Annotated in this window: 13 protein-coding genes; 10 read left to right on the top strand and 3 right to left on the bottom strand. The window is 72.7% G+C overall.

Annotated elements, in window-relative coordinates:
- The first annotated feature begins 227 nt into the window (after positions 1-227).
- From EF918_RS23295 to EF918_RS23285, 3 genes are all read left to right on the top strand, one after another.
- Complete coding sequence (locus EF918_RS23295) at positions 228-1,040, top strand: glycerophosphodiester phosphodiesterase (RefSeq protein ID WP_125650066.1); 813 nt, start codon at positions 228-230, stop codon at positions 1,038-1,040.
- An 81-nt stretch (positions 1,041-1,121) separates the two neighbouring features.
- A complete protein-coding gene (locus EF918_RS23290; protein WP_185921879.1) occupies positions 1,122-1,739 on the top strand; it encodes an ATP-binding protein in 618 nt (205 codons plus the stop codon).
- 219 nt (positions 1,740-1,958) lie between these two features.
- Complete coding sequence (locus tag EF918_RS23285) at positions 1,959-2,924, top strand: DUF5926 family protein (RefSeq protein WP_125650064.1); 966 nt, start codon at positions 1,959-1,961, stop codon at positions 2,922-2,924.
- Positions 2,925-3,105: 181 nt separating this feature from the next.
- Here EF918_RS23285 and EF918_RS23280 read toward each other — a convergent pair whose 3' ends face one another.
- Positions 3,106-3,711, bottom strand: a complete 606-nt coding sequence (locus EF918_RS23280; protein WP_125650062.1) for a hypothetical protein — start codon at positions 3,709-3,711, stop codon at positions 3,106-3,108.
- A 124-nt stretch (positions 3,712-3,835) separates the two neighbouring features.
- The gene (locus tag EF918_RS23275) at positions 3,836-4,543 is read right to left on the bottom strand and encodes a bifunctional DNA primase/polymerase (RefSeq protein WP_125650060.1); all 708 of its coding nucleotides are present in this window, start codon (positions 4,541-4,543) and stop codon (positions 3,836-3,838) included.
- Between the two features lie 408 nt (positions 4,544-4,951).
- On the opposite strand from EF918_RS23275, the gene EF918_RS23270 reads away from it, so the two are divergent.
- Positions 4,952-6,505, top strand: a complete 1,554-nt coding sequence (locus EF918_RS23270) for a PP2C family protein-serine/threonine phosphatase (protein WP_185921878.1) — start codon at positions 4,952-4,954, stop codon at positions 6,503-6,505.
- A gap of 86 nt (positions 6,506-6,591) precedes the next feature.
- Entirely contained in the window at positions 6,592-8,058 is a 1,467-nt protein-coding gene (locus tag EF918_RS23265) for an aminopeptidase P family protein (protein WP_125650056.1), read from the top strand.
- A gap of 93 nt (positions 8,059-8,151) precedes the next feature.
- Here the strand turns inward: EF918_RS23265 and EF918_RS23260 are convergent, their stop codons facing one another.
- Positions 8,152-8,595 (bottom strand): ATP-binding protein, encoded by a 444-nt coding sequence (locus tag EF918_RS23260; RefSeq protein ID WP_125650054.1) that lies wholly within the window; start codon positions 8,593-8,595, stop codon positions 8,152-8,154.
- Between the two features lie 243 nt (positions 8,596-8,838).
- On the opposite strand from EF918_RS23260, the gene EF918_RS23255 reads away from it, so the two are divergent.
- The 5 genes from EF918_RS23255 to EF918_RS23235 all read left to right on the top strand — a co-directional run.
- Positions 8,839-9,672, top strand: a complete 834-nt coding sequence (locus tag EF918_RS23255; protein WP_125650052.1) for a hypothetical protein — start codon at positions 8,839-8,841, stop codon at positions 9,670-9,672.
- A gap of 111 nt (positions 9,673-9,783) precedes the next feature.
- The gene (locus tag EF918_RS23250; RefSeq protein ID WP_125650050.1) at positions 9,784-10,497 is read left to right on the top strand and encodes a YcnI family protein; all 714 of its coding nucleotides are present in this window, start codon (positions 9,784-9,786) and stop codon (positions 10,495-10,497) included.
- A gap of 60 nt (positions 10,498-10,557) precedes the next feature.
- Positions 10,558-11,205, top strand: a complete 648-nt coding sequence (locus EF918_RS23245; RefSeq protein WP_125650048.1) for an SCO family protein — start codon at positions 10,558-10,560, stop codon at positions 11,203-11,205.
- Positions 11,202-11,729 (top strand): copper chaperone PCu(A)C, encoded by a 528-nt coding sequence (locus EF918_RS23240; protein ID WP_125650046.1) that lies wholly within the window; start codon positions 11,202-11,204, stop codon positions 11,727-11,729. Before EF918_RS23245 ends, EF918_RS23240 begins: the two co-directional genes overlap by 4 nt.
- Positions 11,730-11,749: 20 nt before the next feature.
- Positions 11,750-13,611: copper resistance CopC/CopD family protein (locus EF918_RS23235; protein WP_125650044.1), on the top strand; the 1,862-nt coding region annotated here is incomplete at its 3' end.

The raw sequence follows: 13,611 nt of genomic DNA, 5'->3' as shown, positions 1-13,611 counted from the left end.
GAGGGGGCCACGGGGGGTGTAGGGGCCGCGGTGCCCTCGTTCTCGGTGCTCACAGCGCTCTCTCCTCGTCGGACACGGCTTTACGACTACGGTCCGGCACGACGTCCGACCGGACCCACATGTTCATGGCAAAGCCTTTCCCATGAACCGTCAGTGCACTGTAAGCCGGACCTGTGCGTTCGTGCCCGGCCCGGCACGCGGCCCCCGGTCGGTGGCACCATGACCCGGTGACCCATGCAACGCCGCGCACCGTTCACGTCGTCGCCCACCGCGGAGCGTCGGAGGACGCCCCCGAGCACACGCTGGCCGCCTACCGCAAAGCGATCGAGGACGGTGCGGACGGGCTGGAGTGCGATGTCCGGCTGACCGCCGACGGGCACCTCGTGCTGGTCCACGACCGCCGGGTCAACCGCACCTCCAACGGCCGGGGCGCCGTGTCCGCCCTGGAACTGTCGGAGCTGGCGGCCCTCGACTTCGGCTCGTGGAAGGACCGCGAGGAGGCCCCGGACTGGGTCACCGACCCGGCGCTGCGGTCCGAGCGCACCTCCGTACTCACCCTGGAACGGCTGCTGGAGCTGGTGGCCGACGCCGGCCGGCCGGTGGAGCTGGCCATCGAGACGAAACATCCCACCCGCTGGGCCGGACAGGTGGAGGAGCGCCTGCTCTTCCTCCTCAAGCGCTTCGGCCTGGACGCCCCGCCCGCAGACGGCCCCCACCCGGTGCGGGTCATGAGCTTCTCGGCGCGTTCCCTGCACCGGGTGCGCGCCGCCGCGCCCACCGTCCCCACGGTCTACCTGATGCAGTTCATCTCGCCCCGGATGCGCGACGGCCGGATGCCGGCCGGGGTGCGGATCGCCGGCCCCGGCATGCGGATCGTCCGCAACCACCCCGGCTTCATCCGCAAGCTCCACGCCGCCGGCTACGCCGTGCACGTATGGACCGTGAACGAGCCCGAGGACGTTCAGCTCTGCGCTGATCTGGGTGTAGAGGCGATCATCACGAACCGGCCGCGACAGGTTCTGTCCCAGCTCGGACGCTGACGTCCCGGTTTGCCCAGCAGTCCCGCCCACCCCCTCCGTTACAGGGTGTGCACCGGCGCATCCGTTCCGCATTCGATCGTCATGAATGCGTCATCAGTGCGTCACAGGGAGCCGCCCGGCCGGTTTCCGGTCCAGGCCATTGGGGCATTCAGATCTTGGCGTGGGGCTAAGGAGGTTCCGGGGGTGGCGTTGGTGGTGGCACAGGAAGTGCCCACGTCGTCGTGCATGGCCGTACCCCATGGCCCTGCGGGCGTGGGGGAAGCGAGGCACCGCATGCGCGAGCAGTTGCGCATCAGCGGGGTGGCCGAACCGGTCGTGGACGACGCCGTTCTGATCCTTTCCGAACTGCTCAGCAATGCCTGCCGGCACGGCAGACCGCTCGGCACCCGGGAGGTCGGGGACGGAGACATACGCGCCGCGTGGCGCGTGGACGATGCCGGGCGACTGACGGTCGAGGTCACGGACGGGGGCGGGCCCACCCGCCCGGTCCCGGCCACGCCCTCGGTCACGGCGCGCGGCGGCCGGGGGCTGAACATCATCAGCGCCCTCGCCCTGGACTGGGGTGTGCGTGACGGAGCGGCGGGTGAGGTCACCGTGTGGGTGGTCGTAGCTGCCGGGCCCCGGCACGACGACTTCGCTACGCGCGTTGCGCCGCCCTCGATCGACTTCTCCGCACCCTTCGACGATCTCGATCCCTGACCCGCTCGGGCTCAGATCCGTCCGGACCCCGGTCCGCCCGGATCCCGATCCCGACGGACCCGTCCGACCGGCCCTCGCAGCAGGCGGCCGTCCGGGAGTGCACGCCGACCGTGCTCCCGGCCGCACCTCCCGGTTCCGGCGGTACGAGCGACTAGGCTCGCGCCCAGTCACGGCACGCGGTCCGTGACGCCGTACCGCCGCAACCGGGAGACACCCACGATGGCCAAGAAGCGTCCCGCAGCAAAGCCTCAGCTCAAGGACGGGGAGATCCCCGTGGTGGGTGCCCGCGAGCCCTGCCCGTGCGGCTCCGGGCGCCGTTACAAGGCCTGCCACGGCCGGACCGCCGCGCACGCGGGCACCGAGCTGGTGCAGCGTCCGTTCGAGGGGCTGCCGGGCGAGTGCGACTGGGTGGCGCTGCGCGAGCTGGTGCCCGCGGCCACCGTCCCGCTCCACCTCAAGGGCGGCCTGCCCGAGGGCGTCCCGTCGGTCACGCTGGCCACCGTGCTGCCGATGGCCTGGCCGGCGCTGCGCCGCGAGGACGGCTCGGTCCTCCTCGGCCTGCAGAACGACGCCTCCTCCGGGGACCTCTCCCGGGAGATGGCCGACACCCTGGAGCGCGCCTTCGCCACGGAACCGGGTAATCCGGTTCCGGCCCGGCGGGTTCCCGCGGAGGGTCCGCGACTTCAGGATCTCCTCGACACCGACGGCGGTTTCGAGCCGGTTGTGCACACGGGCTTCGAATTCTGGATTCCGGACGCGGAGAGCGCCCAGGCCGCCTCGCCGGAGATCGCCGCCTCGCTGGAGCGCGCCAACGCCGCCGCCATCCCGACGGTCAAGCTCAGCAGCGTCGACGCCGCCTACTGGTGCGAGACGCCGGACAAGAACCACCTGCGGTGGGTCATGCCGCACCCGGAGGAGAAGCTGCTCGACGCGCTGGCGCGGATGCAGGTGGCGGGTGAGACCTCGCTGGGCGAAGGCACCAAGCTCGTCGGCTCCTTCCGGGCCCACGGCCTGATGGTCCCGGTCTGGGACCTGCCCACCGGCGTGAGCGCCGCCGACGTGGAGAAGCCGGCCGCGCAGTTCGCCGAACTGCTGGCCGCGGCCCTCGCCACGGACACCCCGCTGACCCCGGAAGAGCGCCGGGCGCGCGGTGGTCTCACCAACCGTCAGGTGACGCTCAGCTGAGCGTCACCCCTCGTGCTCGGACGGTGACTGGCGTCACAACTCCCGCTAATCGGCTGCAAATCCGTGTCTGAATATCAGAGATCGAATTTGCGTACAGGCGATCTCTTGTTACCGTTCTTGTAGCCCGGTCGCTGGTGCATCCCCCGTCGCCAGCGACCGGGCCCTTCCATTTCCGGCCCGCTCAACGCTCAGCAGGAGCGGGAGAGTTGCTTCCGGATCGCAGCAGCAGCGGACCTTCATCATCCGGAACTGCAAACTCCGCAACTGCCGTCCAGCCGTCCCGCGCCCCCGTGGATTTCTCCCGCGGCGTCTCGCACAGTCCCGGCTCGTCCCCCGCGTCGACCGCGCACCGGATCTGCCAGGTCCGCCCGGCCGGTCCCATCAGCGTGAGCACGGCGTCCAACGGGTGGCCGCTCGTATTGCGGTAATAACTGCGGCCCCAGGTCTGCCCGTCCGCCGTCAGGACACAGGTCTGCGCCTCCACCCCGTGCGGCGAGGAGAGTTCGGGCCCGCACCGGGACTCCGTACGCGCCCCGTCCTGCGCACCGGACTTCGCGTCCCCGGCCGTGTCCCGGGCCGCTGCCCCGGCCGTTTCCCCGGCCGCGGACGGGGAAACGGCCCGCCCACCGGTCCGCGATGCCGCACCGGGCAGCCCCAGCGAGGAGATCAGGCCACCGTGCCCCGGATCGCGCCGGCCGCCGAAATCAGGTCCGGCGATCGCGCCCGCCAGCGGAAGGGACAAGATGATCAACACACCGGCGCCGATACCGATGAGGCGGAGATTCATTCGGCGAAGATAGCGACGCGGGAATGGGGCGCGGAGATCCCCGCGCCCAATTCCCTGGGAAACGGGCCCCGGTGGCACCCGTTCGAGTGAGCGGACCACCGGTGCCCGACCTGGGGGGGCCGGGTCAGAACGCCAGGCGGCTGCCGCCACCGGGCGCCCCGCTGCTCGCCTCGACGAGCGCGTCCACCACGGTGCCGACCTCGGGCAGCCACACTTCTCGGCCCTTCCCGGCGGCCGGCTCCCGTTCCCAGCGCACCTGCCCGCCGCCGGACGCCGGTGAGGGCGGCAGCAACAGGTAGCCGCCCTCGCCGTGGAAGCGCAGACAGGACGGCACGTGGTCCTGGGCGTAGAGGAGTTCGCCCAGCCGCTCCAGCGAGTACGGCGCCACCAGCAGCGACCAGCGCGTGGAGGTCGCCACCACCGGGCCCAGCCGCAGCCCCAGGGCGTCCAGCCGGGCCAGCGCCCCGGGCGCCGCCACAGCCGGCAGACTGACCGCGCACGGTGCGCCGCCGCCGGTGGCCAGCAGCACCGGAGCCGACGGACGGTTGGTCCACCACCAGCCGATCATCCGGGCGTCGGTGGTGGCCGCGAGCAGTCCCGGGTCGAAGGGGTGGGCACCGGGCACCACGCAGTCGCGGTCGGGGCACGCGCACCGCGAAGCATCACCGGCCGCCCGCCCCACGCCGGGCAGGACGGGCCAGCGCCATGCGGAGGCGCAGTGCAGGGCCGCTTCGAGAAGGGCGCCGGAGTCGCCGTCCGGCCGGCCGGAGGAACGCAGGGACGACCAGGAACTACGGAGCCACTGGAGACGCCTTCCGAGGATCTCGCGCATGAGCGCTCGTTCCTTTCCGTTGAACGCCGAGGGCCACATCACACCATGTATGCGGTGTTTCACCACACGTACACGTTTCGCGCCACCGCCTGCCAGAGGCAGGTTCACACGGTTCGTGCAGTTTTCTTACGGGTCCATGAAACGTCCGGCGGGATGGAGCGCGACCCGCGCGGGGTCCGTCCGGGCCTGCGTCCCTTGGGACGGCGGGCGGCGCCGGACGGTTCCCGGCGGAGCCGCCGGGACAGGCGCCAACTGTCCCCGGGTACCACCGATTACGTACCCGGAGCCACTTCGGCGTCGCCCAGTCGACCTCAAAAAAGGGCCCGTTCCTGCTTTTTCCGGCCAAGTTTCTTCCGCCGCCGGACCGTGAGTTGTCGTACCACGGACACCAGGAATCTCACCGGGACAATGCTGGACATCGCTCCCCGCGTGCGTGTAGATGTGGATCCATTGATGGCGCTGCAGCACGATCTGGGGGTTTGCGATGCTATATGGCGAATCGCACCAGGTGGAAGGGCGGACGCCATGAGCGCTCCGCACCCGCCGAAAGTGGCTGGAATCGATCCAGCAGTTGTGGATGCCCCTCACACTGCGGCGCCCGCGCCCGCCCGGCCGCTCTCCTCAACCCCCCGTCCCACCGCGCCCGGCGCCCTGATCCAGGACCGGCTGGCCGGGATGGTCTCCGACCTCACCACCCTCCACGAACTCACCGAGCGGCTCGCCCGCGCCACCGACCTCGACACCTCCCTGCAGGAGTTCCTGCGGGCCGGCGCCGCCCTGGTCGGCGCCCGCCGTGGCCTGATCGTGCTGGAGCCCGCCGACCGTCTCGGCCCCTCCGTCACCATCGGCCTGGGCCTGGGCCGCGCCGAACTCGGCCACATCGAGACCGTGCCGCGCACCGCCACCTCGTACGGCCGCATCCTCGACGGACTCCCCGACGCCGAGGGCGGCTGCGACGTCCTCCCCGAGCCGGACACCGACCCCGGCGTCGGCGGCTACGCCGTCCCCGTCGACCCCCGTCACCGCGAGGTCGCCGCCCGCCTCGGCTACGCCGCCAGCTACGCCCTCCCGCTGACCGCCGAGGCCACCGGCCGGCTCGGCGCGGCCGTCTGGCTCTACGACGAACCGGCGGAGCCGAGCGACCGCCAGCGCGACCTGGCCGGCCTCTACGTGGGTCACGCGGCCGAGCACCTCGCCCGGATGCTGGAGGTCGAACGGGCCCGCACCCGGCTCACCGCCATCTCCGAGGAGCTGCTGCCCAGCCGGCTCCCCCGGGTCCCCGGCGTCCAGCTCGCCGCCCGCCACCACACCGGCCCGCACGGCGGCGGCGACTGGTACGACGCGCTGCCGCTGCCCGAGGCCGCGCTCGGCCTCGCCGTCGGCTCGGTCACCGGTTCCGGCCCCGGCGCCGTCGCGGCCATGGGCCGGATGCGGGCGAGCCTGCGCGCGTACGCCGTCATGGAGGGCGAGGACCCGGTCGCGGTCCTGTCCGACCTGGAGCTGCTGCTGCGCCTGACCGAACCGGCCCGCTCGGCCACCGCGCTCTTCGCCTACTGCGAGCCCGCCCGCCGCAAGATCCTGCTGGCCGGCGCCGGGCACGCCCCGCCGCTGGTGGTCGGCGAGCGCCGGACCGAGTACGTGGAGACCTCGCTCTCCGCGCCGCTGGGCATGCTCTCCTGCTGGGAGGCCCCGAGCGTGGAGATCGAACCGGCCGCAGGAGAAACGGTGCTTCTCTACACCGACGGTCTGCTGCGCCGCACCGGCGACGCCATGGACCGGGCCTACGCCCGGCTGCACGCGGCCGCCGCGGGCGTGCCACGGGCCCTGCGCGAGGACCCTGCCGCCCTGGTCGACCACGTCCTGCACACGCTGTTCCCCGACGGCCTCGCCGCCCCCGGACCGGCCGGGGCGGGCGGGACGCCGTACGAGGACGTCGTCCTGCTGGCCGCCCGCTTCGAGTGACCGGAGCGGTCCGTCCGACCCCCGACGATTTCCGCACGACCGTACGATGGACCAGGTCCACAGTCGTACCAAGAGGAGGCGGACCCGTGGCTGACGAGCTCACCCCGGAGACCCCGGAAGAAGAGCAGCCCAAGAAGACGCACAAGCAGCGCAAGAACGGTCTCTACCCGGGCGTCAGCGACGAACTCGCCGAGAACATGCGCACCGGCTGGGCCGACACCGAGCTGCACGGCCTGGAGCCCGTCGCCCAGGCCGCGCACACGGCCGCCCGTCGCGCCGCGCTGTCCGCGCGCTTCCCCGGCGAGCGCCTGGTCGTCCCCGCGGGCCGGCTGAAGACCCGCTCCAACGACACCGAGTACCCCTTCCGCGCCGCCACCGAGTACGCGTACCTCACCGGCGACCAGACCGAGAACGGCGTGCTGGTCCTGGAGCCCGCCGGCGAGAGCGGCCACACCGCCGCCCTCTACCTGCTGCCGCGCTCCGACCGCGAGAACGGCGAGTTCTGGCTGTCCGGCCAGGGCGAGCTGTGGGTCGGCCGCCGCCACTCCCTGGCCGAGGCCGAGCAGCTGCTCGGCCTGCCGGTCAAGGACGTGCGCACCGTCGCCGACGAGCTGAAGGAGGCCACCGGCCCGGTCCGCGTGGTCCGTGGCCACGACCCCGTCGTCGAGGCCGCCCTGACCGACAAGGTCACCGGCGAGCGGGACGAGGAGCTGCGCGTCTACCTCTCCGAGGCCCGCGCGGTGAAGGACGCGTTCGAGATCGGCGAGCTGCAGAAGGCCGTCGACTCCACCGTCCGCGGCTTCGAGGACGTCGTGAAGGTCCTGGACAAGGCCGAGGCGACCTCCGAGCGCTACATCGAGGGCACCTTCTTCCTGCGGGCCCGGGTCGAGGGCAACGACGTCGGCTACGGCTCCATCTGCGCCGCCGGCGCCCACGCCTGCACCCTGCACTGGGTCCGCAACGACGGCGCCGTCCGCTCCGGCGACCTGCTGCTGCTCGACGCCGGCGTGGAGACCCACACCCTCTACACCGCCGACGTCACCCGCACCCTGCCGATCAACGGCCGGTACAGCGAGATCCAGCGCAAGATCTACGACGCCGTGTACGAGGCCCAGGAGGCGGGCATCGCCGCCGTGAAGCCGGGCGCCAAGTTCCGCGACTTCCACGACGCCTCGCAGCACGTGCTGGCCGAGAAGCTCGTCGAGTGGGGCCTGCTGGAGGGCCCGGTCGAGCGCGTCCTGGAGCTGGGTCTGCAGCGCCGCTGGACCCTGCACGGCACCGGCCACATGCTCGGCATGGACGTCCACGACTGCGCCGCCGCGCGCACCGAGGCCTACGTCGACGGCACCCTGGAGCCGGGCATGTGCCTGACCGTGGAGCCGGGCCTGTACTTCCAGGCCGACGACCTGACCGTGCCCGAGGAGTACCGGGGCATCGGCGTCCGGATCGAGGACGACATCCTGGTCACCGAGGACGGCAACCGGAACCTGTCCGCCGGTCTGCCCCGGCAGGCCGACGAGGTCGAGGCCTGGATGGCCGCCCTCAAGGGCTGACCACCGGTCCACGGCCACGGTCGTGACGACATGACGAGGCTCCCCCGGCGGCACAGCGGGCCGGGGGAGCCTCGTCATGTCACGGCAGGAACCTCACGACACCTTCAGCAGCGCGTCGTCGCGCCACTTGAGCACCTTGTCGAAGGTGACCACCGCACCCCGGCCGGGCCGGTTGCGGAACCGGACGTGGTCGGCGAGCTCCTCGATCAGGCACAGGCCGCGGCCGTGCTCGGCCAGCGACGGCCGGGGCCGGGAGACGGTGGCCGTCGGGAAGCCCGGGCCGGAGTCGGTCACCTCGATGCGGCAGCAGTCGCCGTCCAGGTAGGCGGTGACCCGGTAGGCCTCGTCCTCGTCGGGCCTTCCTCCGACCCCGCCGTGCTCCACCGCGTTGGCACAGGCCTCGCTCAGCGCCACCGACAGGTCGTAGGAGATGTCCGGGTCCACCCCCGCGGTCTCCATCGTCCCCAGCAGCAGCCGCCGTGCGAGCGGCACGCTCGCGGCTTCGCGCCTCAAGTGGAGCGACCACCAGATGCTCATACCGTTACCTATTGCCTCTCGGGGCCGGGCGTAAGCCACCGGGGACCGGCACAGCACTCATTCGGCCGATGCGCACGTGCCGGAGGCGGTGTTATGGGGCATGGTTCGGGCACGCCGCACCCCGGCGAAGGGGCCCTCGGGGGCTCCGAGGGGAGCGTGCGTGCCACGGGTCCAGAGGAACTCCAGGGACCTTCCGGACCTGCCGTACAGAACGCACGGGCGCAATGCGATGATGGCCCGGCCATGTCTGCCCCCCCGACCACACACGCCGGAGCCGGTCTCCGGTTCCTGCGGGCCGCGGTGTTCGCCGCGGTCTGCGTCGTGCTGTCCGGGGTCGGGCACGCGGTGGCCTCCTGCGCCACCGTGCCCTGGTGGGCCCTCGGCATCGCCTTCGTCGCCGTCCTCGCGGTGGCGGCACCCCTGGCCGGGCGCCGGCGCTCCCTGCCCGGCATCGCCGCCGCCCTCGGTGGCGGACAGCTCGTCCTGCACTCCCTCTTCGGCTTCGGCCAGCACGCCGGCGCCCCGTCGACCGGCGCCGGCGCCGGAGCGGCCGCGCAGGGCGGGGCCGACGCCTCGCTCGCGGCCCTCGCCGCGCAGCTGGTCTGCGGGGGCAACTCCGTACCGCTGAGCCCGGCGCAGGCCCGGCAGGTCCTGCAGACCGCCGGACTGGACCCGGCCGCCCTGGCCGGGCAGGCCGCCCACGCGGCCCACGCGCACGCCGTACCGGTCGTCCAGGGCGCGGCGGAGCCGGCCACCGGCATGCTCACCCTGCCGATGCTGCTCGGCCACCTGCTGGCCGCGCTGGCGGCCGGCTGGCTGCTGGGCCGCGGTGACGCCGCCCTGTCCGGCCTGCTGACGCTCTCCCGGCGCTCCGCCGCAGCCGCGCCCGTGCGGGCCCTGCGGGTCGCGCTGGCCCTCGTACGCGCCCTGGCCGCCGGGCTGCCGGGTGCGCCCGGCGGTGCTCCGCGGGCCCGGCGCACCCGGAACGACGACGACGCGTCGACGGGACGCGATGCGCTCCAGCACACGGTGGTCCGGCGCGGGCCGCCCTCGGTGGCGTTCGCCCTCGCAGCCTGACGCGGCGCCTCCACTCCCCGGGACGAACGACGGGAGCACCGGTGCCGCGGTCTCCGCGCGCGCCCGTGCCCGGAGCTTTCGTCACCACACCTCCCGTGGAGTGTTTCTGCCATGAAGACCTCTCGCGTCTCCTTCGCCGCGGCCCTGGCCGCCGGCACCGTCCTGGCCCTGTCCGGCACCGCCTTCGCGCACGTCAGCGTGCAGCCCGGCGAGGCCACCAAGGGGGGCTACGCGACGCTCAACTTCAAGGTCCCCAACGAGCGCGACAACGCCTCGACGGTGAAGCTGGAGGTCAGCTTCCCGGCCGACAAGCCGCTCACCTCGGTGATGCCCCAGGACATCCCCGGCTGGACCGTCAACGTCGAGAAGAGCAAGCTCGACAAGCCGCTCACGGTCCACGGCAAGCAGATCAACGAGGCCGTCACCAAGGTCACCTGGAGCGGCGGCAAGATCGAGCCGGGCAAGTTCCAGCAGTTCCCGGTGTCCGTCGGCAAGCTGCCCGAGGACGCCGACAGCATGGTCTTCAAGGCGATCCAGACGTACGACAACGACGAGGTCGTGCGCTGGATCGAGGAGGCCAAGGAGGGCGCCGCCGAGCCGCAGAACCCGGCCCCGGTGCTGAAGCTGACCGCCGCCAAGGGCGACGACCACCACGGCGCGGCGACCCCGAAGGCCGAGGGCGCCAAGAACGGCGACGAGGGCGGCCACGAGCAGGCCTCCGCCAAGAGCACGGACACCACGGCCCGCGTGCTCGGCATCGCCGGCATCGTCGTCGGGCTCGGCGGCGTCGCGTTCGGCATCGCCTCCCGCCGCCGCTCCGCCTGACGTCCGCGGCACTCCCTTCACAAAATCCATCCGTATCCCCGATCCCAGGGACATTTCCCCATGCGCACCACACGTGTGACGGCCGCCGCCCTCGCGGCGGCCGCCGCCCTCGCGCTCACCGCGTGCAGCGGTGAGCCCGCCAAGAAGCCGGTCGCGGAGGTGAACGCGCCGGCCCAGAAGAAGGCCGGCACCGTCCTCGACCGCCCGTTCGACAAGCCGGACCTCACGCTGACGGACACCACCGGCCAGCAGTGGAACCTGCGCGAGCGGACCAAGGGCAGGCCGACCCTCATCTACTTCGGCTACACCAACTGCCCCGACGTGTGCCCGCTGACGATGAGCAACATCGCCGTCGCCAAGAAGGCGCTGCCCAAGGCCGACCAGGACCAGCTCCAGGTCGTCTTCGTCACCACCGACCCCGAACGCGACACTCCCGACTCCCTCGGGGCGTGGCTCAAGGCGCAGGACCCGTCCTTCATCGGGCTGACCGGGGACTTCGCCAAGATCCAGGCCGCCGCGCGCAGCATCGGCATCGGCATCGACCCCGCCAAGAAGGAGGCCGACGGCAAGGTCGTCTCCATGCACGGAGCGCAGGTCATCGCGTTCTCGCCGAAGACCGACGAGGGCTACGTCCTCTACGGCGAGAACACCACCGTCGATGACTACACCAAGGACCTGCCGAAGATCGTCAAGGGAGAGAACCCGTGAACCGCCGCACCACCCGTACCCTCGCCGCCGCCCTCTCCCTGACGGCCGCGCTCGCCATATCCGGCTGCTCCTCGGACTCCTCCGACGGCGCCGGGACCGGCGCCGGTGCCAGTGCCAGTGCCGGCTCGGACGCGGCGGGCGCGGCGAAGCCGGCGATGACCGTCAGCGGTGCCTTCATGCCGGAGCCGGTCAACGACCGGATGGCCGGCGGCTTCATGGTCGTCAAGAACGCCTCCAAGACCGCCGACAAGCTCACCGGCGTCACCAGCCCGCTCTCCGACGACGTCCAGATCCACGAGACCAAGGACCAGAAGATGCAGCAGGTCCCGTCCATGGACGTGCCGGCCGGAGGCGAGCTCAAGCTGGAGCGCGGCGGCAACCACATCATGTTCATGGGCCTCAAGAGCCAGCCCAAGGTCGGCGAGAAGATCACCGTGGAGCTCCGCTTCGAGAAGGCCGACCCGGTCAAGGTCGAGCTCGACGTGAAGGAACGGACCTACAACCCGCACAACGACGCCCACTGACGCCGAGGGACTGACACGCCATGACGGCCACCGCCCCCGCCCTCCTCACGGCCCGCGCCCGCCCGGCAGCCCTGCTGCCGCGGCTGGTGCTGGTGCTCGCGGCCCTGCTGGCGACCCTGTTCGCCGCGGCCGCCCCGGCCACGGCACACGCCGCGCTGACCGCGAGCGACCCCAAGGACGGGGCGGTGGTCGCCACGGCCCCCGCCCAGGTCACCCTGTCGTTCTCCGAGCAGGTCGCCATGGGCGACGACTCCATCCGCGTCATGGACCCGCAGGGCAAGCGGGTCGACACCGGCGAGCTGCGCGACATGTGCAGCGGCTCCACCGTCCGCTACGGCACCGCCCTGCACTCCGGGCTGCCCAACGGCACGTACACGGTGGCCTGGCAGGCGGTCTCCGCCGACAGCCACCCCGTCTCCGGTGCCTTCACCTTCTCCATCGGTGCCCCCTCGGCCACCTCCGTCACCCTGCCCGCGCAGCAGGCGGGCGGCGGGCCGGTCGGCATCGCGTACGGCATCGCCCGCTACGCCGCGTACGCCGGCTTCGCCGTGCTCGTCGGTGGCTGCGCCTTCCTGCTGGTCTGCTGGCGGCGCGGTACGACCGAACGCCCCGTGCAGAAGCTCGTGCTGCGGGCCTGGGTCACCCTGACCGCCGCCACCCTGGCGATGCTGGTGCTGCGGGCCCCCTACACCGGCTCGGGGAAGTTCGCCGACGCCTTCGACCTGGCCGCGCTCAAGGCGGTGCTGGAGACCAAGACCGGTGCCTCGCTGGTGTCCCGGCTGCTGCTGCTGGGCGCGAGCGCCCTGTTCCTCGCGGTGCTGTTCGGGGTCTACGCCCGACGGCACGCGACGGGGACCGCGGCCGAGGGGACGGCCGAGGCCGAGGCGCGGGCCAAGGACACCGCGGACCTGACCTTCGGGCTCGCCGTGGGCGGGACCGTGGTGGCCGGCGGGATCGCGGCCACCTGGGCGCTGGCCGAGCACGCCTCCACCGGGATCCAGCCGGGCATCGCGATGCCCGTGGACATCCTCCATCTGCTGGCCGTGGCCGCCTGGTTCGGCGGCCTGGCCACCCTGCTCGTGGCCCTGTACACGGTGCCCTCCCTGGAGCGTGCCGCCGTACGCCGGTTCTCCCGGCTCGCCTTCGGCAGCGTGCTGGTGCTCACCGCCACCGGGCTCTACCAGTCCTGGCGGCAGGTCGGGAGCTGGTCGGCCCTCACCGGGACCGAGTACGGCCGGCTGCTGATGGTGAAGGTCGGCCTGGTGGCCGTCCTCGTGGCCCTCGCCTTCCTCTCCCGCCGCTGGACCGCCCGCCTGGGCGAGGCCCCGGCATCCGGGGGTGTTTCACGTGAAACGGCGGACGAGACGGACGGGACGGCGGAAGGGGAGGGCTCGCCGGACAGCGCGGCCGAGGTCCCCGTCACCGTTCCGGTGGACCCCGAGCGCGCCGCCCAGCTCGCCCGGCAGCAGGCCGCCCGGGTCTCCGCCCGGGCCCGCAAGCAGCGCGACGCCGACCCCGAGCGCGCGGGGCTGCGCCGTTCCGTCCTCGCCGAGGCCGCGGTCGCCGTGGTCCTGCTCGCCGTCACCACGGCGCTGACCAGCACCGAGCCCGGCCGGGCCGCGGAGCTGGAGGCCTCCCGGGGCACGGCGGGCAGCACGGCCGTACCCGACCGGGCCGTGAAGGTGACCCTGCCGTTCGACACCGGCGGCCAGAACGGCAAGGGCACGATCCGCCTCGAACTCGACCCGGGCCGGGTCGGCGCCAACACCTTGCACCTGTGGGCGGAGTCCCCCGGGGGAACGCCCCTGGACGCCCCCGAGGTGAAGGTCGCCTTCACCCTCCCCGCCAAGGAGATCGGGCCCCTCCCCCTCGTCCCCGAGCG

Source organism: Streptomyces sp. WAC06614 (assembly GCF_003949795.1).
Lineage (GTDB): Bacteria > Actinomycetota > Actinomycetes > Streptomycetales > Streptomycetaceae > Streptomyces.
This window is presented reverse-complemented; position numbering and strand designations above follow the sequence as displayed.